19 protein-coding genes are annotated in these 18,300 nt (G+C 63.1%); 6 read left to right on the forward strand and 13 right to left on the reverse strand.

Going from position 1 to position 18,300, the window contains the following annotated elements; genetic code table 11:
• Positions 1-220: 220 nt before the first annotated feature.
• The 8 genes from QMZ16_RS05400 to QMZ16_RS05435 form a co-directional block, all read right to left on the reverse strand.
• The gene (locus QMZ16_RS05400) at positions 221-1,690 is read right to left on the reverse strand and encodes a Fic family protein (RefSeq protein ID WP_282602436.1); all 1,470 of its coding nucleotides are present in this window, start codon (positions 1,688-1,690) and stop codon (positions 221-223) included.
• A 353-nt stretch (positions 1,691-2,043) separates the two neighbouring features.
• Complete coding sequence (locus QMZ16_RS05405) at positions 2,044-3,141, reverse strand: DNA cytosine methyltransferase (RefSeq protein ID WP_282602437.1); 1,098 nt, start codon at positions 3,139-3,141, stop codon at positions 2,044-2,046.
• Between the two features lie 4 nt (positions 3,142-3,145).
• Complete coding sequence (locus QMZ16_RS05410) at positions 3,146-4,399, reverse strand: site-specific DNA-methyltransferase (protein ID WP_282602438.1); 1,254 nt, start codon at positions 4,397-4,399, stop codon at positions 3,146-3,148.
• A 396-nt stretch (positions 4,400-4,795) separates the two neighbouring features.
• Positions 4,796-5,497: a hypothetical protein gene (locus QMZ16_RS05415; RefSeq protein WP_282602439.1), complete on the reverse strand. Its 702-nt coding sequence runs from the start codon at positions 5,495-5,497 to the stop codon at positions 4,796-4,798.
• Positions 5,494-6,456, reverse strand: coding sequence for a helix-turn-helix domain-containing protein (locus QMZ16_RS05420; protein WP_282602440.1), 963 nt, complete (start codon positions 6,454-6,456; stop codon positions 5,494-5,496). Before QMZ16_RS05420 ends, QMZ16_RS05415 begins: the two co-directional genes overlap by 4 nt.
• A complete protein-coding gene (locus QMZ16_RS05425; RefSeq protein WP_282602441.1) occupies positions 6,453-6,851 on the reverse strand; it encodes a VRR-NUC domain-containing protein in 399 nt (132 codons plus the stop codon). The genes QMZ16_RS05420 and QMZ16_RS05425 overlap by 4 nt, the downstream gene beginning before the upstream one ends.
• The gene (locus QMZ16_RS05430) at positions 6,848-7,108 is read right to left on the reverse strand and encodes a hypothetical protein (RefSeq protein WP_216034472.1); all 261 of its coding nucleotides are present in this window, start codon (positions 7,106-7,108) and stop codon (positions 6,848-6,850) included. The genes QMZ16_RS05425 and QMZ16_RS05430 overlap by 4 nt, the downstream gene beginning before the upstream one ends.
• A gap of 5 nt (positions 7,109-7,113) precedes the next feature.
• Complete coding sequence (locus tag QMZ16_RS05435) at positions 7,114-7,374, reverse strand: helix-turn-helix transcriptional regulator (RefSeq protein ID WP_101461915.1); 261 nt, start codon at positions 7,372-7,374, stop codon at positions 7,114-7,116.
• Between the two features lie 471 nt (positions 7,375-7,845).
• On the opposite strand from QMZ16_RS05435, the gene QMZ16_RS05440 reads away from it, so the two are divergent.
• On the forward strand, positions 7,846-8,442 hold the full coding sequence (locus QMZ16_RS05440; protein ID WP_101459780.1) for a hypothetical protein: 597 nt from the start codon (positions 7,846-7,848) through the stop codon (positions 8,440-8,442).
• A gap of 27 nt (positions 8,443-8,469) precedes the next feature.
• On the opposite strand, the gene QMZ16_RS05445 is transcribed toward QMZ16_RS05440, so the two are convergent.
• Positions 8,470-9,741 (reverse strand): site-specific integrase, encoded by a 1,272-nt coding sequence (locus QMZ16_RS05445; RefSeq protein ID WP_282602442.1) that lies wholly within the window; start codon positions 9,739-9,741, stop codon positions 8,470-8,472.
• Between the two features lie 656 nt (positions 9,742-10,397).
• On the opposite strand from QMZ16_RS05445, the gene QMZ16_RS05450 reads away from it, so the two are divergent.
• The 4 genes from QMZ16_RS05450 (at position 10,398) to QMZ16_RS05465 (ending at position 13,800) form a co-directional block, all read left to right on the forward strand.
• Complete coding sequence (locus tag QMZ16_RS05450; protein ID WP_282602443.1) at positions 10,398-11,894, forward strand: multicopper oxidase domain-containing protein; 1,497 nt, start codon at positions 10,398-10,400, stop codon at positions 11,892-11,894.
• Between the two features lie 28 nt (positions 11,895-11,922).
• The gene (locus QMZ16_RS05455; RefSeq protein ID WP_230383201.1) at positions 11,923-12,522 is read left to right on the forward strand and encodes a DsbA family protein; all 600 of its coding nucleotides are present in this window, start codon (positions 11,923-11,925) and stop codon (positions 12,520-12,522) included.
• A 93-nt stretch (positions 12,523-12,615) separates the two neighbouring features.
• Positions 12,616-13,068: a DUF305 domain-containing protein gene (locus QMZ16_RS05460; protein ID WP_211096375.1), complete on the forward strand. Its 453-nt coding sequence runs from the start codon at positions 12,616-12,618 to the stop codon at positions 13,066-13,068.
• Positions 13,069-13,149: 81 nt separating this feature from the next.
• Positions 13,150-13,800 (forward strand): L,D-transpeptidase, encoded by a 651-nt coding sequence (locus QMZ16_RS05465; protein ID WP_168782982.1) that lies wholly within the window; start codon positions 13,150-13,152, stop codon positions 13,798-13,800.
• 28 nt (positions 13,801-13,828) lie between these two features.
• On the opposite strand, the gene QMZ16_RS05470 is transcribed toward QMZ16_RS05465, so the two are convergent.
• From QMZ16_RS05470 to QMZ16_RS05485, 4 genes are all read right to left on the reverse strand, one after another.
• Positions 13,829-14,101 (reverse strand): hypothetical protein, encoded by a 273-nt coding sequence (locus QMZ16_RS05470; protein ID WP_101459775.1) that lies wholly within the window; start codon positions 14,099-14,101, stop codon positions 13,829-13,831.
• Between the two features lie 38 nt (positions 14,102-14,139).
• Positions 14,140-14,595, reverse strand: a complete 456-nt coding sequence (locus QMZ16_RS05475; RefSeq protein ID WP_282602444.1) for a c-type cytochrome — start codon at positions 14,593-14,595, stop codon at positions 14,140-14,142.
• A 3-nt stretch (positions 14,596-14,598) separates the two neighbouring features.
• Positions 14,599-15,078, reverse strand: coding sequence for a DUF411 domain-containing protein (locus tag QMZ16_RS05480; RefSeq protein WP_282602445.1), 480 nt, complete (start codon positions 15,076-15,078; stop codon positions 14,599-14,601).
• Between the two features lie 416 nt (positions 15,079-15,494).
• Positions 15,495-15,743: a metal-sensitive transcriptional regulator gene (locus QMZ16_RS05485; RefSeq protein ID WP_348984652.1), complete on the reverse strand. Its 249-nt coding sequence runs from the start codon at positions 15,741-15,743 to the stop codon at positions 15,495-15,497.
• A 133-nt stretch (positions 15,744-15,876) separates the two neighbouring features.
• On the opposite strand from QMZ16_RS05485, the gene QMZ16_RS05490 reads away from it, so the two are divergent.
• Positions 15,877-18,240 carry a heavy metal translocating P-type ATPase gene (locus QMZ16_RS05490; RefSeq protein ID WP_282602446.1) on the forward strand — a complete coding sequence of 788 codons (2,364 nt, stop codon included), beginning with the start codon at positions 15,877-15,879 and terminating at the stop codon, positions 18,238-18,240.
• Positions 18,241-18,300: the final 60 nt, after the last annotated feature.

Consider the following 18,300-nt stretch of genomic DNA (forward strand, 5'->3'; position numbering starts at 1 on the left):
GGTGAATTCGCCGCGATTGCCCGAACGGCGGCTGTCGGCGCTTCGCGACAAACAAGCACCCTACATCGGGTTGAGATAAGACCGAAACACATATGCAGCAGTGAAGTCGCAACTCTTTGCCAAAGCAGCTAGCCGCTACCAGTACAGGAGTGGGGGCCCACCAGCGCGGCAAATTGAATCAGTTTTATCCTTGACGTCGATGGCCAGGTTGATGCTGGATCTACAAATTCTGAGTCAGTTCTTTGAGAGCTACCTTGAGCACACTCTCGCGCCAAGGCCTGAAGCGGGACAGCAGCCGCTCTCGATCCTCGTTGTAGAAAAAGACGAAGCCCTCCTCCGCGAGCGGCGCCAAGGTGGCCCGCATTTGCCCCTCTTCGTCAGTGTCCTTGAACTCAAGGAATGGCGCGCAAATGAGGCTTCCGTTGAATGGCCTGCCAATCCCATGATTCGCGAACACGAGCTGACCGCGGCGCGACCACCGCATGTTGAGAGCGACCCATGATCTGTATTCACCGGTATCGGCGAAGTAACCTATGTGGTTCTTTGCATTGTCGATGATCTGCGCTCGGAAGTAGTGGTCCGTCTCCGAATTGGACTTTGTAACGAAGGCCGTCGCTCCATCGCTCACTCGTTGAAGCGCAGTTGCGACAGTGGGCGCAATCCCAGCAAGCCGGTCGCTAAGATCGTCTTCGAGGATGTGAGCAAGATCGAAAACCCCCCTCAGCGCGGCAAGCTGGTCTGCGGCAACCTTGTCGGCGGCTTTGAGTAGACCTCCGAGCGCGGCCTGGACATCTTCCTCGACCAATAGAGATTCAGAAATTGCTGAAGCCTTCCGGAACTGGCTTATCTGCAATTTGGCGATCAGATCGATCAACGGTTTCAAATTGCCCGAGTCCGCCGCTTCCAGCGCATCCAGGTAGGTTGGCTTGTCATCCCGTGTTACGACCAGCGGGAACAATCCGTCCTTTACCAAGACCAGTGAGGCGATCGCGCGCGCAACACGCCCGTTGCCATCCTGGAAGGGATGGATCTGGGAGAAGCGATGATGCAGCCAAGCTGCCTGAACCTCGCTTGGCACAGACTTCGCCACATGTTCCGCATGCATCTTGATCAACTGATCCATTTCGGAGCCGACGTGCTCGGGAGGGCAGTAAGTGAATGTGATGCCGTCGCGCACCGGGTAGTTTGCTTGCCTCTTCCAAGCCCCCTTTATCAAAGGCACGTCAACATGTCGTCCCTGCGCGTCCAGACCCTCTGTCGTATCCTGGCTTCGCAGAAGCACGGCGTGCAGTTCCTTGATGTAGGACGCGGAAAGGGCGCGGTCGCTTTTCACGAAATCGAACACCCCATCCAGCGCATCCTTCTGGTCGCGCAGCAGCTGGATCACATACTCGCGTGGCTTGTTGGTCGAGCCATGGCTCAGAAGTTCAGCCTGAAAGCCACGCTCGATAAGTGTCTGGGTAACGCCCCGTTCGATCTCATAGAGGTTTTCAATGACGCCGGTCTCGATGGCCCACTCCCGGCTCAGCTTTTCGGTGAAATCAGACAGCTGGGCGGAGCCCTTCAATCGCTTTCGTTGATCTGTCCACACCGCCTTAATACCCGGTATTTCCGACGCGCTAAGTTGGGCACGATCGGCATCGAGATCAGTAATGCCAGTTGCGGGGTTCCAAATCGGACACTCTGTCATTCTAAACTTCTTCGTTCCGAGGTCTTTGTCGCGAAGATTGCGACCCACTCAAAGGCGTTGTGAAGTATGAATTCGCAACGGCGAGCGTATTTTGACCTCATTTTTATGGTCCGGTCGAATAGCTATTGCATGCTGGGCCTGTAGTCCATCGTGTTCGCAGCTTCTAGCGCTGTTGGTCCGTAGCCTAGCTTTTGGGAAGCCGCACCGCGGCTACGGCGCTCTTTCGAAAGTCGGCTTCGAGGCGGCCTTTCAGTTGTCAACGGCAACAAAATGCGGATCGTGTCCGTCCAAGCGCAGCACAGCATTTGAGAGTCTGGGCTCGAAGCTGCCTTTGAGCTTGTTAGCCCTCCGGATCACCCGTCGTCCAGCAGCTGATACGCCAGAGTTCTGAGCGCATGCGCCGCAACCAAGGGGACCACGCCATTGCCACAGAGGCGGAGCCTGTCCACACTGCAGGCCAGCCCATCAGATCCTCGACGAACAGCGGGTTCAGCGTCCGGCGCTGATCGCAGGTATCGCTGCCAGCCATCGGTGTCGTGAGGACCTGGCGGCCAAGGAGGCCGTTCACCGGCGTGTTCGCAAGGCTCGTCGCCCAATCCTTGTGATCGCGCGCCGTCGGCGTCATCCACATCCGGCTGGCATGTGTCAGGTCCGCCGATTTGCGATTGCCCGCGCTCGCCTTGCTGCCATCCGTCGCCAGCGACGTTGGCCATTGCGCGGCCGTTGTCGCGAGGTTCATCCCGTGCCTGCCCGCCGCCTGCGATGGCGTTGGTCTGGTCTGTCGGTTCTCGTTGGCGCTGGCCCGAGGCGTCGGCCAGAGGCGCATGATCTCGCTGCGATTGCCGCCACTCGAGCGGGTGCCGGAGCAGGCGCGTGGGGTCGGCCAGTTCGTCACCTTCCCGGATGGCGAGGATGAAGAGCCGTTCCCGGCGATGCGGGGCACCGACTTCCGCCGCCGTAAACAATCCTGCCGCAAGCCTGTAGCCCATGCTGACCAGTCCGCTGGCGACCTCGGGGAAGCCGAGGCGGAGATGATGGGCGACGTTTTCGAGGAAGACGAAGGGCGGTTCGACCTCGCCGATGATCTGGGCGACATGCGGCCAGAGGTGGCGCGGGTCGTCCGCACCCCGGCGTTTGCCCGCCACGCTGAACGGCTGGCACGGATAGCCCGCAGAGACGATATCCACCGCGCCGCGCCAAGGCTTGCCGTCGAATGTGGCAATGTCGTCCCAGACAAGAGCCTGATCCAAGGCCGCGTCCGCCATCCTCGCCACGAGAGTGGCCGCGGCATAGGTCTCCCGCTCGACATGGCCCACAGCTCGATATCCGGGCAGGGCGAGGGTGAGGCCGAGATCGATCCCGCCCGCGCCGGAGCAGAGGGAAAGTCCGAAGAGGCAGGTGTCATCGGCCCCGGAAACGCGTCCGGGGGCAGGTAAAGCCAGGTCATTCATGGTCTCAGCGTCGAGTGGCGGTCAGGTCGTCGAAGGTCTTGTCGGTGCCGTCCAGCACCGCCGCCTGACCGGTCAGGTTCTGCCAGCGGGCGATGGCGACATCGACATAGGCGGGGTTCAATTCGATGCCGTAGCAGACCCGCCCGGTGGTCTCAGCCGCGATCAGGGTGGTGCCTGAGCCCATGAACGGCTCATACACGGCCTGCCCGGGGCTCGAGTTGTTCAGGATCGGGCGGCGCATGCATTCGACCGGCTTCTGGGTGCCGTGCACGGTTTCCGCATCCTGATCTCGGTTCGCGATGTGCCAGAGCGTCGTCTGCTTGCGATCCCCGGTCCAATGGCCCTTGCCGCGCTTCTTCACGGCATACCAGCAGGGTTCGTGCTGCCAGTGGTAATCGCCGCGGCTCAGCACCAGCCGGTCCTTGGCCCAGATGATCTGCGAGCGGATGTCGAAACCGGCCGCGATCAGGCTGTCGGCGACGGTGGTTGAATGCAGCGCGCCATGCCAGACATAGGCGACGTCGCCCGGAAACAGCGCCCAGGCTTCGCGCCAATCGGCCCGGTCGTCGTTCAACACCTTGCCGGTACGTTTCGTCTTGGCCGCGCCAGTCTGGTTCCGCCAGCTCGGGTCGTATTCGACGCCGTACGGCGGGTCGGTCACCATCAGCAGCGGGCGGACATCGCCCAGCAGCTTTGCGACCACATCTGCTGAGGTGCTGTCGCCGCAGACCAGCCGGTGCGGCCCGAGCTGCCAGAGATCGCCCGGCACCGAGACAGGATCGGCAGACGCTTCCGGCACATCGTCCTCGCCCTCGGCCGCGCCATCCTCGGCAAGATCGGGATCCTGCAGCAGCGCCTCCAGCTCGTCCTCGGCAAAGCCCAGAAGCGACAGGTCGAAATCGTCCGCCAGCAGCCCGGCCACTTCGTCACGTAACAGCGCCTCGTCCCAGTCGCCGAGTTCCGTCAGCTTGTTATCGGCAATTCGGTAGGCCCGGCGTTCGGCCTCGTCGAGATGGCCGAGCCGGATCACCGGAACCTCGCTGAGCCCCAGCTCCGTCGCCGCCAGCACGCGGCCATGGCCCGCGATCAGCTCGCCATCGTCCCCGACCATGCAGGGTACGGTCCAGCCGAAGCGCGCCATGCTGGCGGCGATGCGCGCCACCTGATCGGGCCCGTGCATCTTCGCGTTCCGGGCATAGGGGCGCAGCCGCTCGATCGGCCAGAACTCGATCTGGCGCGGCGCGAATGTGAGGTCCATGGGGCAGGGTTGTCCTGTGGTTTTTGTGGCTTCTCAGCGGGTGGATTCCGGTGGATTCCGCTGGCGGTGGCTTCCGCAAAAGGGATCCCGCAGGTGGCTTCCTGGATTCCGCCGGAATCCAGCGGGAATCCACCCTGCGGCGGCGCTTAAGGCCTTGTTTTATTGATGGAAACTGCGCTCTTCTGGCTCAAGTGGATTCCGCCTGGATTCCCCGGTGAAAACGCCTGACGCTGGCAATCTTCCGCGCTGCGCCCCCCCGAATACGAATGGCGACAGGGAGGAACCAGGGCAGGGGGATGGGGCTGGAGGGTCTGACCGGAAGAGCGCCTGAAGCGCGTCTGTTCTCCGGGCGCTCGTCTTCGATGTTTGATGTATGAGTCAACCCGGGCACGAATGTCAAACTGTTTTGTTGCCGATCTGTTCGCAGCATGTCCGGGGCACCCACGGCTGCCGTTTCGGCATGGCATCGGTCACGTCGATGCTTCGCAGCATGCCACCGTCGCGCAAACCCTCCCGCACCCAGTCCAGCGCCAGCCACCAGTGGTCGTAGTGACGGCGCGCGGCCGCGATCTGGTCGGGATGCGGCGAGAAGGTGACCGGACAGGCGCGGAGTTCGACCGTCCGCCATTTGCCGCGTGAGAACACACGGGTTGTGCCGACCGGGATGGTGATCGAGCGTTCGCCATGCTGGTTGCGCTTCGTCTCGACCGGCACGCAGCGTGGCACGGCGCCGGGCATCCAGTCGGGTGTTATCCCGGCGCGGGCCAGTTCGGCGAGGCGGATCGCCATGCGCAACCCGCCCAGCGAGGTGGGCAGTCCAGCGACGCAGGCCGCGACCACGTCGGCATCCTCGTGGGTGGAGCTGTCCGGCTTGTAGCGCCCGCCATCGATCCTGCAGCCCAGCGCGGCACGCTGCATCAGCACATATTCGAGGCCGAAGCCCAGACCTTCGCCGCGCTCCGGATCGGGCGGTTCAGGCAGTTCCAGCCGGGCCTTCTCCATGCGAAAGGCCCATTCCAAGACCTGCTGAACGTCCAGCGCGCGTTTGCTGCGGGTGTTTGTGGCACTGCGGTTCGGGAAGCGGGAATGGATGCTCATGCCACGCTCCGCGCTCGCAGCCGTTCCGGTGTGACCAGTCCCCGCTCCAGCATGGCATTGCGCACGGTGTTGGAGATCGCGTTGGACGGCAGGTAGCCGTCCCCGTTCACCAGCCCGGCATAGAACCCCGCGATTTCGTCCATGCTGGCCCGGGGCGCGTCGGCGGGCTTGCCGCCGCGCTTGCGGCGCTTGTCGCTGTTGGGGGATGTCCCGGCCTCGGCCGTCTTCGCAGCCCGTTCCATCGCCCTGTCCAGCGCCCTCGGTCCGTCTGGCGGTGTGGGGTGGGTTCTGCGGCTGTCACGAGCCACGGCGATGATCCGTTCCTCAGTCAGCCCGAGATCGGTCATCCAGCGCCGGACGTGCTCTCTCGGCGGCCAGCCCTGCCACCAGCCGGGCAGGTTTTTCGGGTCGAGGCCCAGCACATCGATCAACTCGTCGAAAAACTCTTCAAATCGGTCATCGCGCGCTCGCGCGCCCTCCTCCTCCTTTACTGGTTCCCTTAATGGTTCTCTTACAGGGTTAGTCTCCGAATTTCGGAGATGGAACCCGGCCAAATTCGGAGATGGCTTCGGGGATTTTTCGGAGATGGCTCCATCTCCGGAATCCGGACATGGATCGTCGCTGTCATCGCCGTCGTCAGGGCCAGAATCGTCCTCGTCGTCCCCGCCGGACGGATCGGGAAATCGATCCTCGAAGCCGAGGATGTAGCGGGTTGCCTGGCGTCGATGCGTCTGCGGATCCTGGCACCGGACGCGGTGGATCAGCCGCGCCTCTTCCAGCGCCCGGAGATGGTCATTCAGGGATGACACCGACATCTCGCAATCGGCGGCCAATCGCACCTGGGTCGGAAAACAGCCGAAGTCAGGATTGTGACGGTCGCAGAGATGCCAGAGCACGATCTTGGTGGCGGGCTTCAGCCCACGCTGCAGGATGGCCCAGTTGGTCGCGTAGTGGCTCATGCGCAGGCCCTCCGTCGCGGGTTTAGCGCTTGGGCGCGCGTCGTGATGCCGTGATCGGCGAGCGCGCCCAGCGCGTCCTCGACGGAGCGGACCAGCGCCCAGCCGAACCCTTGGGCCTTCACCATGTCGCGGAACGCTTTCTGGGCCGGACTGAGGCGGCCGGACGGGCTTTTGACCTCCAGAAACAACACCTGCCCGCCAGTCAGGACGACCAGATCGGCAAAGCCCGGAAACACGCCCATGCCGGTCAGGATCGCCTGGCGCTGCCGTGCGGCCTTGCCACCCGACCCGACCTCATTGGCGGAATGGTGGATGATGGCATCGCGGGGCAGGACGATCCGCAATGTGTGGACAATGGCGCGTTGGATATCGGCCTCGGGTGTTCGACGGGTCATGCGTCACCACCTTTCGCTTTGCGGTTCGACACGGCGATCAGCAGACCGGCAAGGGCCAAGGCCTCGCGGCGTTCCTGATCTTCGGGGCTGTGCGCGGCGATGGCGCGGCAGGCCAGGATGATCAGGCTGTCCGGGTGATGGACGAAATCGGCGACAATGCCCCGGGCCTCAGAGAGGCGCTGGGCGGGCCAGTCCGGCGGGCAGGCAGTATCGGTCGTAGAGCTATGATCGATAGCGGCATCGGGAATCTGGGACATAGCGTTCATTTCCGCCCCCGCGCCTTGCCGGGTTTCGCGTCGGTGACCCGCGGCATCTCCTGCGACTGCAGCCAGTCCTGCACCACGCTCATCCGGTAAAAGATCTTGCGACCGGCGCGGACACAGGCCGGACCCTTCCGCCGCCGCTCCCAGCGCCCCAGCGTATCGACCGTGAGGCCAAGCTCCTGCGCCAGATCGTAGCGGCTGATCCAGCCGCGCAGCAGGCGCGGTTCAACCGTCGGTTCCGCACTCATGGGTTGTGTCATGCTCTTGCCTCCATCTTGCATCGCCCGGACCGGGCCGCTGACGGGGAGAAGAACAATCACATAAAAAGGCCCGGCAGGGAGGCGGAAGGTGGCGTAACCTCCCGGAGGTTATGCCACCCCATGTTTTGCTGGGTTTGGCGATGCGCATGCACTGCGAGACAGGCTGTCAAGAGGCAAAATCCGGCGACCGGCAGAACCCCTTCTGCCGGTCGCCGGTGTCAGATTCAGCCTTTGTTCGGGCTGGAACATGTCAAGAACAAAGAGTCGGTTGTCCCCAGTGAAATCGTCTGGACAAGTCTCGTTCTGGTGGTGAAGAAGTCGGCCAATCACGCCGGATGCGGTCGAGCGACGCGAGCCTTTGCAAGGCCCGTGATCGGGAAAGCTGTGTCTGCGCGCGAGAGGATTGAGGCAAGGCGCTTTGGGATCGGAAGAAGGGCAGCCCAGCGCCTACGAGCAGGGAGACGAAAGAAGATGGGATTGCCGCAACGCACGTTTTTCACGGTTCAGGAAGTTGCGATCAGATGGGATTGCAGCCTCGACGATCTGGCGGGTTGGGCCATCAACGGAAAGCCCGAGGTCGTCATGGCGATCGAGCCGATCCAGCAGAACGGGACGATTCTGTCAGGGCTGGTCGTGGTGCCCGTGGTCGATATCCTCAGCATGTTCCGGCGCTGGGCCAGCGGGCCGCAACGCCGCGTGATCCGGCGGGTTCGACCAATTGGCCAGAAGGACTGGGTGATGATCGCGGATCCCGAAAATCACATCACCGTCGAACCCTCCGACCTGCTGATCCTCGCGAGTGAGGTTTACGAGTTCGAGATTGCCCACGGTCTCGCCAAGCGTGCGGCAGATCCGGGCGGTGCGCCATCCCGCTATGACTGGGAAGGTCTTTATATCTCGCAGATGGTCCGTCTGCACGAGGATGGCCTGCCTGCAACGCAGGGTGAATGGGTTGCGGAAGTTCAGGACTGGTTCGCAAAGACCTCTCCGGGTCGCGAGATACCTGATGAGAGTACGATCCGAAGGCGACTGACCCCGATCTGGCGGGCGCTGCGGGAAACCCCATAGCGCCCGTTGCGAGAGGCCGACGTTTGGTCAGGCGCTTTTGCGCGCCTGATCATCTTGCGCCCCGGCATCATGCACCAGCACCGGCTTTGGCCGGAAGGCGCTGGCCACGGCATCGACCCCGGCGCGCAGCGGCGAGTCCATCAGATGGGCATAGCGCGCAGTGGTCTGCGTCTGGCTGTGACCCAAGAGCTTTCCGATCATTTCCAGTGACGCACCGCCACTGACCAGTAGCGAGGCGAAGGTGTGGCGCAAGTCGTGAATGCGGACATCGGGAATGTTCACCTGCTTCTGGATCTGATGCCAGAAGCGGCGGATTTCCTTCACAGGCTGGCCGGGCACATCGCCCGGAAACAGGTATGAGCAGCCGGGCGGCACCAGCAGTTGCCTTTGGCGAACAATGGCTGCGGCTTCGTCCGAGATCGGCAGCCGGTGAGTCCTGCGCTGCTTGGTCATGCTGGCGGGCTTTGACCAGCTCAGATGTTCAAGGTTGAAATGCTCGAACCGCGCCTGCCGGACCTCGCCGACCCGCGCGCCGGTCAGCATGCAGAGCCGGATGATATCCGCCGCGCGCCGATCCTCGGCCGCGTCCAGCGCGGTAGCAAGCTTCCGGATTTCGTCCTGCGACAGAAACCGCTCGCGCGGGTTCTCGATCCGGCGGCGGAAGCCAGAGGCCGGGTTATCCTCCCGCCAGCCCCAGCCCTGCGCATAGGTGAACATCTTTCGAAGCACCTCACCGACGCGGTTGGCGCGCACCGGCGTCGGCTTTGCGCCCTGCAGCTTCCTTGCCCGGTTGTTCGGGTTTGCCTTATGGGGACGACACCGGCCCTCGGCGATCCGGTTCAGCAGCTTTTCCACATCATAGGGCGTGATCTCGGTCACCAGCCTGTTGTTCCACTCCGGGCCCACCAGCTTCGTCAGCATCGAGCGCTGATCCGAGGCATTGGTTTTCGCCAGATTCGGCAGATGCACCTCGGCATAGCGGTCAACCAGATCCCTGAACCGGGGTGCGTCCCGCCCGTCTTCCTTCGCGCTCAGCGGATCGCCCCCGGCATCGATCTCGCGCCGCAACTCCTTTGCCCGCTCCCGCGCCGCTGCCGTCGACCATTCCGGCCAGCGCCCCAGCGTCATCCGCCGCTGCCGTCCGGCATGGCGGTAATCCAGCGTGAAGGCCCGGTTGCCGGAGCGGTAGATGCAGATGGCAAATCCCCGCACCTCGCTGTCGAAAATCTGATAGTCCCGGCCCGGTTCCGGCACCGCCTCCCGCACCGATTTCTCGTTCAATCTCAGTCTTTTGACCACGCCCAGCGCCTCCTTCTTGCATCCCACATGAGGCTCAGCCTCGCGCGCATGGCAAGTCATACATCGCCAGTCAGACCGGCGGGGAGGCGGAAGGTGGCAGAACCTAGGGGGAGGGCTGCCGGTCAATGGCTCAGAAGGGAAAAACCTACACCCTCTGTTGATTACTCCGTGAATTGCAACGAGAGCCTGTCCTGCTTATTGTCAAGCTAGTTTCATAGGTTCCAACTCAACCACATGATGTGCCGCGCGATATGTTCTCTGCTTGTTGTCCTGCTCGTGTTGGCGGGTGCGACGCAGCATGGGCAAAGTGCTGGCCCAGCCGGACTGCCGACCGATCAAGTTGTCGCTTCGATCAGCCATCCCGGCGACACAGCCGGGCATGAGCACGGTTATTCGGGAGAGCCTTCTCGGCACGATATGACCGATGCCTGTGGGATTGTATGTGTCGGCACACCTACGCCCTGGCTTGCTGCCGCGCAACTTGCGCCTGTTGAGACCGAGCATTCGCTGAAATGGCACTCTATAGCGGTGACACGTGAGGGCCGTCTGGTCGGCCCCGGATACCGCCCTCCGAAATCCATCTGAACACCTGATTTGCCGCACCTGTTCAAGGTGCCGAACATTGTTCGCCCCACGGGGTTTGATGGATTACTCATATGACATGCACGCTGAATCGCCGCGGCTTTCTGACCGCATCCGCTGCCATGGCCGCAGCTTTTGTCATCCCGCGCGCGGGCTTTGCGCAGCCAGCCGCGCTGGCATTGCAGGCAACGACGCGCACGCTTGACATCGATGGCCGCGCCGCCACTGTTTTCGGGCTGATCAACGGCAACGGAACGCCCGGGCTGATTCTGGACCCCGGCCAGCGTTTCCTGCTGGACCTGACCAACGATCTGACCGAGCCGACGATCATTCATTGGCATGGACAGATCCCGCCGAACGCACAGGACGGCGTTCCCGATATGCCGATGCCGCTGCTGCAGCCAAGAGAGACGCGTGCCTATGATTTTGAGGCCGCAGCAGGCACGCACTGGATGCACAGCCATGTGCCCATTCAGGAGATGCAGTTGCTGGCCGCACCCCTGATCGTCCGCCGCCCCGAGGATCTGCGAGCTGATCGGCAAGAGGTCACCATGTTCCTGCATGACTTTTCCTTCCGCCCGCCGGAAGAGGTGCTGGACGAAATCCGCTCGGGAAAGGGGCATGACGAGGCCGCCGAAGCCGAAATGTCGCAACCAGCCGATCCCCATGCCGGTCATGACATGGGGGGCGGCATGGCCATGAATGTGATGTCGGAAATGAGCGGCATGTCCATGCCCGGCATGACCGGGATGCAGATGGATCTGAACGACTTCGATTTCGATGCCTATCTGGTGAATGACCGCACCTTGAGCGACCCGGAAGTTGTGCGGGTAGAAAAGGGTGGCCGGGTCCTGCTGCGGGTCATCAACGGGGCTGCGGCCACGGTATTCTGGCTCGACAGCGGCGAGGTTCCGGGTCGGCTTGTTGCGGTGGATGGCCAGCCGGTGCAGCCCTTGCCAGGAACGCGCTTTGGTCTGGCCATGGGGCAGCGCCTGGATATCGAGCTTGACCTGCCCACCGGAGGCGGCGCATGGCCGATCCTTGCTCTGCGCGAAGGCGCGCAGGAGCGCACCGGCCTTATCCTTGCGACCGCTGGCGCCAAGGTGCCGGTCATGCTTGGAATGGCAGACGAGGCCGCACCTGCATTCGATATCGACCTTGCACAGGAAGCCGCCTTGCGGGCCGTTGCTCCGCTGACGGAACGAGTTGCCGATGCATCACCCATGGTGATGCTGGGCGGGCAGATGCAGCCCTATCGCTGGACCATCAACGACCGCGTGTTCGAGGATCGGATTCCGGTTACGGCCAAAACAGGCCAGCGGGTCGAGATCATGTTCCACAACATGTCGATGATGGGCCATCCCATGCATCTGCATGGCCATCATTTCCAAGTTGTCGCGATCAATGGCAGACGGTTTTCCGGTGCATTGCGCGACACGGTCTATGTGCCGCCCATGTCGATGGTCACGGTGGCGCTGGATGCGGGCGAGGCGGCGGAATGGATGCTGCATTGTCACCACATGCCGCATCTTGCCAGCGGCATGATGACGACGTTCGCGGTCTCGGCGTGACGGGAGTGACATGATGTTTCAGCGACGCATGATCCTGACCCTGGCCCTTACCGCTCCGGCGATGGCCATCGCACCGCGCCTATCTTGGGCTGGTCATTCGCTTCCACCCGAATTCCGCAGGCAGCTTGAACATGACGCGAATGCGCCGATCTTCGGCAATCCTGACGGCGATGCGACTCTGATCGAGTTCTTCGACTATAACTGCCAGTTCTGCCGTGCGATGATGCCAGTGGTGGATGCCGTGTTAGGAGCCGATCCCGGCTTGCGGATGGTGATGCGGGAATGGCCGGTCTTTGGCGAGGGTTCGGTTTTCGCGGCCCGCGCGGCGCTGGCGTCGCGCAAGCAGGGCCGCTACGCCGACTTTCATCGCGCCTTGATGAGTCAGAAACCCCGGGCCGAAAGGGCCAGCGTCCTGCGTGTTGCGCGATCCATGGGTTTAGACACTCAGCAGTTGCAGCGCGATATGGGCGGCCCGGAGATTGCCCAACATATCCAGCAGTCCAATGCGCTGGCCGAGGCGATGGGGCTTGTCGGCACACCCACCTTCATCGCCGGATCGGATTCGCGCTTTGGCGCCATTTCATCAACGGAACTGGCCGAACTGGTTGCGGCCTCGCGTGGCAATTGAAGCATTTCACGAAAGGACAACGCTATGGATAATTCTGATCGACACAATAGCCACGGAAGCCAGAGCGGCGGAAGCTATGGCCGTTTTGCGGCGATGATCGCTACCTCGACGGTGATCATGTTCGGGCTGATGTATCTGAACACCTGGGCGATGGATCATGTCTTTTTCAGCCAGACCCGGATGTGGATGGCGCTTTACATGGGCGGCGCCATGGCGCTGATCATGCTGGCCTTCATGCTGGGGATGTATCGCAGTCCGCGTGCCAATTTGATCGTCGCGGGCGTTTCGATTCTGGCATTTGCGCTTGGCCTGTTTCTGGTCCGCAGTCAGGCAACGGTCGATGATACCGCCTGGATGAAGGCGATGATTCCGCATCATTCCATTGCGATCCTGACATCCACCCGTGCGGATATCTCGGATCCTCGCGTCCGGGCGCTGGCGGACAGCATCATCGAGGCGCAGACTCTGGAAATCGCGGAGATGAAGGCGCTGATCGCCGATCTGGAAGGCGGGCCAGCGGCGACGCCAGAGGTCGATGGGCGCTGAAGATACGGCACGGCAATCGCAGAAGTCGCTGCGCTTGCCGCTTCCATCTGAAGATACAAGGAAAGGACAAGGAGCAATCACATGCTGACACGCAGACATTTCATCCGCACGACGACGGCGCTGTTTTCGGCGGCCGCCGCCACGCCGGTCATGGCCTCAACCTGGCCCGACACGGCGCAAAAGGCCGCTTGGGATGCCGAGGTGGAAGCCGGTGGCCCCAATCCCTGGAGTCTGCATCCGCGCTTCCTGCCGCAGCGAGTCACTGCGAACGCAGGGCTGGTGCCGGGCGACATTCATGTCGATGCGGTCGCCCGATACCTTTATCACATCGAAGAGGGCGGCACGGCGATGCGTTACGGCGTGGCCATCGGCAGGGGCGATCTTTACGAGCCGGGCACCTATACGATCAAACGCAAGGCCGAATGGCCGCATTGGACCCCGACGCGCAACATGATCGAGCGCGAACCCGAGGTCTATGCGCAATATGAGGACGGCATGGAACCCGGCCCTCGGAACGCTCTGGGTTCGCGTGCGCTGTATCTCTATCTCGGCGACCGCGATACCTATCTGCGCATTCACGGCACGCCGTTTCCAACCTCGATCGGCAGCCGCGCCAGTTCCGGCTGCGTCCGCATGGTCATGGCCCACATCAACGAACTGTATCCGCGGGTCCAGATCGGCGCGACCGCATATCTCTATTCGCCGGAAGGCAGCGTGTCGGCCGTCAGCTAGAAGGCTGCCCTCCGGCGATCCTGATGGGTCAGACCGGTTTTGCGTTGCAGATTTGGTTGCCATTTGCGGCGCGCAGCGGCACCAGCGTCGTTTCGACCGGCCCTGCGTAGTAGTACCAATAGCAGTCATCCGCCGGATCGAGGCGCGCTGTTGTCAGGTCCTGATTAGGGCCAGCAATGGCGACGACCTCGTTTGGGATCGGATAGGGCGAGGCCTCCTCGGCGGCGATATCGGGCGTCTGGGCTGCGCATCCGGCGAGGATGAGAAGCGTCAGGACGATGGCGGCGGTTCTTTTCTGCATGGGAAACTCCTTGGCTATGGTGGTGATGCGCCGGGGTGTTACGGCGCGCTGTCCTTGGTAATGCGGCTCTGGATTGCGCCCTCGCGTTCCGGCCAGGTAGATTTGATATAGGCCAGAACGGCGGCAATTTCGGCGTCACTCATGACATCGCCGAAACCGGGCATGTCGCTTTCATACCCATCGCCGACCACGGCGGCCGTGCCGTCGCGAATGATCCGTTCCAGCAGCGGGTCGGCGTGATGCCATGTGTGGCCGGTCTCGTCATGCGGGGGCGCCGGATAGCGGCCATTTTCCAGCGGGGTCTGCCAGTCCGGCTGGCCTTCCAGATCGGCGCCGTGGCAACTGGCGCAGTTTTCGGCGTAGAGCCGCTGGCCAAGCGCGATCACGGCCTGATCCTGCGCGGCTGTCTCAGTCGCCGCGCCGCCGCGCCAGAGAATAAGAATCGCAGCGGCCAGCCCGACCGCTGCGATGAGGATGAGTGCGTTGCGCGTCATCTGCTACCCGCCCAGCGGAAAGGCGCGCCCGTCACCGGCAATACCACCCCAGGCGATGACCTCAGCGGTGGCCTCGACCCCGCCGCCCATGCCCGGCGATCCGGCGGGCATCCCCGGCACGGCGATCCCGGTGATGTCGGGGCGCTTTTCCAGAAGCTGCCTTATGGCCGCGAAGGGCACATGGCCCTCGACGATATAGCCGCTGATCCGGGTCGTGTGGCAGGACCACAGGTTTTCGGGCACAGCGGCGTCGTGCTTCATGCCGACATAATCGCTGGTTTCGGTCGTCTCGACCTCGAAACCGGCCTCGATGGCCAGATCGGCCCAGGCGCCGCAGCAACCGCAGCCGGGGTCCTTGGTGATGCTCAGCAGGTTCGGCTTTTCGTCCGAACCGATGGTGGCAAAGGCAAGTGTAGAGGTTGTCGACAGCATCGCTGCGACCGCAAGGATCGCCCCGCGACGCGAGAAATTGGGATTGCTCATTTCTGATGTCCTTCAGGATATTACGCGCCGTAGGGTCATTCGCCCCTTTCGTCGCGCAGTTGATCGGCTTGTGGCCCCTCGGGCCATGTGGCGTGAGAGAGCAGCGGATCGCGGAGGGGGCCGCGGCAAGCGCGGCCTGGCGGTTTTCATATCTTGCAGCGGGGGAAAGTGTCGGATTCGGCGTGACAAGCGGGCCGCGTTGGACGTGATTTCGGCATTGCCGATGTCGGCACAGGCCGCACAGTCGCCATGTGGAGAATCCGGCTGCGTGGTGCAGCATTCATGTGCGACTGGCGACGCGGATGTTTCGGCCGTCGAGGCCATCGACGATGCCTCCGCCGAGGCGGCGCCGGTCAGGGCCAGTGGCATCGTCACCGCCAGCATGACGGCAAGCAGTGCCGACAGCAGGAACCGCATCAGTCGCGCACCTTTTCCATCAGTTCGACGACCTCGCGGAACATCACCCGCTGACGGTCCTGATCGCCGGATTGGATCGCGTCTTCCATGCAGCTTCGCGCGTGATCCTCGATCAGCAAGCGTTCGACGCCGCGCAGGGCAGACCGGATGGCGGCGGTCTGGTTCAGGATGTCGACGCAATAGCGCCCATCCTCGACCATGCGCGAGACGCCCTGCACCTGACCGTTCAGGCGGGAAAGCCGCTTCAAGATCGCGTCTCGGTTCTGCTTGTCATGCGCCAAGGAGGGCTCCGATTTTCACCATCCGCAGCTTGTGCTATACCCTCAAGGGGTATAGAGCAAGTCTGATATACCCCCTATAGGTATCTGCCGGGAGAGAGTCATGGACCACAGGCACGATCATTCGCATGGGCATCACGATCACGGGACACACGGTGGCGCACAGGCACAGGCTGATTCCGGCAAGGCCATCGATCCGGTTTGTGGCATGCAGGTGACAATCAAGCCAGAGGCACGTCAGCGCGACTATGAGGGACAGACCTTCTATTTCTGCTCGGATGGCTGCCAGTCGAAATTCGATGGCGATCCGTGGTTCTACGCCTCGGGCGCAGCGGCCAAGATTGAAAAATCCGCCCCGGCCGGCACGCAATGGACCTGCCCGATGCATCCCGAAATCGTCCGCGACGAACCCGGCGCCTGTCCGATCTGCGGCATGGCCTTGGAGCCAATGATTCCCTCGGACGAACCCAGCCACGAACTGACCGACTTCACCCGCAGGCTCTGGGTCAGCGTGGCCGCCGCTGTGCCGCTGCTGATCCTGACCATGGGCGAGATGGTGGGCATTCCGGTCCGCGACTGGATCGGACACCGCACCGCCGCCTGGCTGGAGTTTCTGCTGGCCACACCTATCGTGCTCTGGGCGGCGCGCCCGTTCTTTCAGCGAGGGCTGGATTCCTTCAAAAACCGCTCACCGAACATGTGGACGCTGATCTCACTGGGTGTCGGCGCGGCCTATCTCTATTCGCTGTTCGCGACTTTCCTGCCGGGTATCTTTCCTGAAGAATACCGGATGGGCGGCATGGTCGGCACCTACTACGAGGCTGCCGTCGTCATCGTCGCCCTGGTCTTTGTCGGGCAGGTGCTGGAACTCAGGGCGCGGGAACGCACCGGTGATGCGATCCGGGCACTCATGGATCTGGCACCCAAGACGGCGCGGCGCATCCTGCCCGATGGCACGGAATATGACGCGCCGCTGGAAAACATCACGGCCGGGGACCTCTTGCGCGTGCGGCCCGGCGATAGCGTGCCGGTCGATGGCGAGGTGGTCGAGGGGCGGTCTTCCCTCGACGAAAGCATGATCACCGGCGAGCCGGTGCCGGTCGAGAAGGTGCAGGGCGACCGCGTGACCGGCGGCACGATCAACAAGAACGGCACGCTGGCGATCCGCGCCACCGATGTCGGCGCCGATACGGTGCTGTCGCAGATCGTCCAGATGGTGGCCGGGGCGCGGCGGTCCAAGGCGCCGATTCAGGGGCTGGCCGACCGGGTGTCAGCGATCTTCGTGCCGACGGTGGTGGTGATCGCGGTGCTGGCCTTCATCCTCTGGCTGATCTTCGGCCCCAGCCCCTCATATGTCTTCGCCATCGCCTCGGCGGTCTCGGTGCTGATCATCGCCTGTCCCTGTGCGCTTGGGCTGGCGACGCCGATTTCCATCACCACGGCGGCGGGGCGCGGCGCGCAGGCGGGCGTGCTGGTGAAGAATGCCGAGGCGCTGGAGCTGATGGCCGAGGTCGATACGCTGATCGTTGACAAGACCGGCACGCTGACCGAAGGCAAGCCTGCACTGACCGATGTGACCAGCTTCGGTGACGTGCCCGAGGATGAGTTGTTGGCCGCCGCCGCCGCGCTGGAACGCGCATCCGAACACCCGCTGGCAGAGGCGATTGTCGAGGGTGCGAAGGCGCGCGGGTTGAGCCTTGGAAATGGCGAGGAGTTCGAGGCCGTCACCGGCAAGGGGGTGATCGGCAAGGTCGATGGCCGCGACGTGGCGCTTGGCAATAACGCGCTGATGACATCGCTTGGGATCGACTGCGACACCGGCGAGGACACTGCCGACCGCCTGCGCGGCGAGGGCAAGACCGCCATGTTCGTGGCGCTGGACGGCAGGCTGGCCGGTCTGGTCGCCGTGGCTGACCCGGTCAAGCCAACTGCCGAGGCGGCGATCCGCGAGTTGCACGATCTGGGCATCAAGGTGATCATGGCAACCGGCGACAATAAACGCACGGCGCAGGCGGTGGCGAGCAAGCTGGGCATCGACGAGGTCCGCGCCGGGATGCTGCCTGAGGGCAAGAAGGATCTGATCGACGGGCTGCGCGGCAAGGGGAACAAGGTCGCCATGGCCGGCGACGGAGTGAATGACGCGCCCGCATTGGCGGCGGCGGATGTTGGCATCGCCATGGGCACTGGCGCCGATGTGGCGGTCGAAAGCGCCGGGCTGACGCTTCTGGGCGGCGACCTGACCGGCATTGTCCGCGCCCGCAAGCTCGCCGTGGCCACCATGCGCAATATCCGCCAGAACCTGTTCTTCGCATTCGCCTACAATGCCGCCGGCATCCCGGTTGCGGCGGGGCTGCTCTATCCGATCTTTGGCCTGCTGCTGTCGCCGATGATCGCTGCAGCGGCCATGTCGCTGTCCTCGGTTTCTGTCATCGCCAATGCGCTGCGGCTGAAACGGGTCGAGCTGTGATCCGTCCGGACATTCGCAAGTGGCATAATTGATCGTGTGATTCAGGTAATTGGTCGAGAA

The sequence above is a fragment of the Paracoccus sp. PARArs4 genome (assembly GCF_947311865.1).
Classification (GTDB): Bacteria; Pseudomonadota; Alphaproteobacteria; order Rhodobacterales; family Rhodobacteraceae; genus Paracoccus; species Paracoccus zeaxanthinifaciens.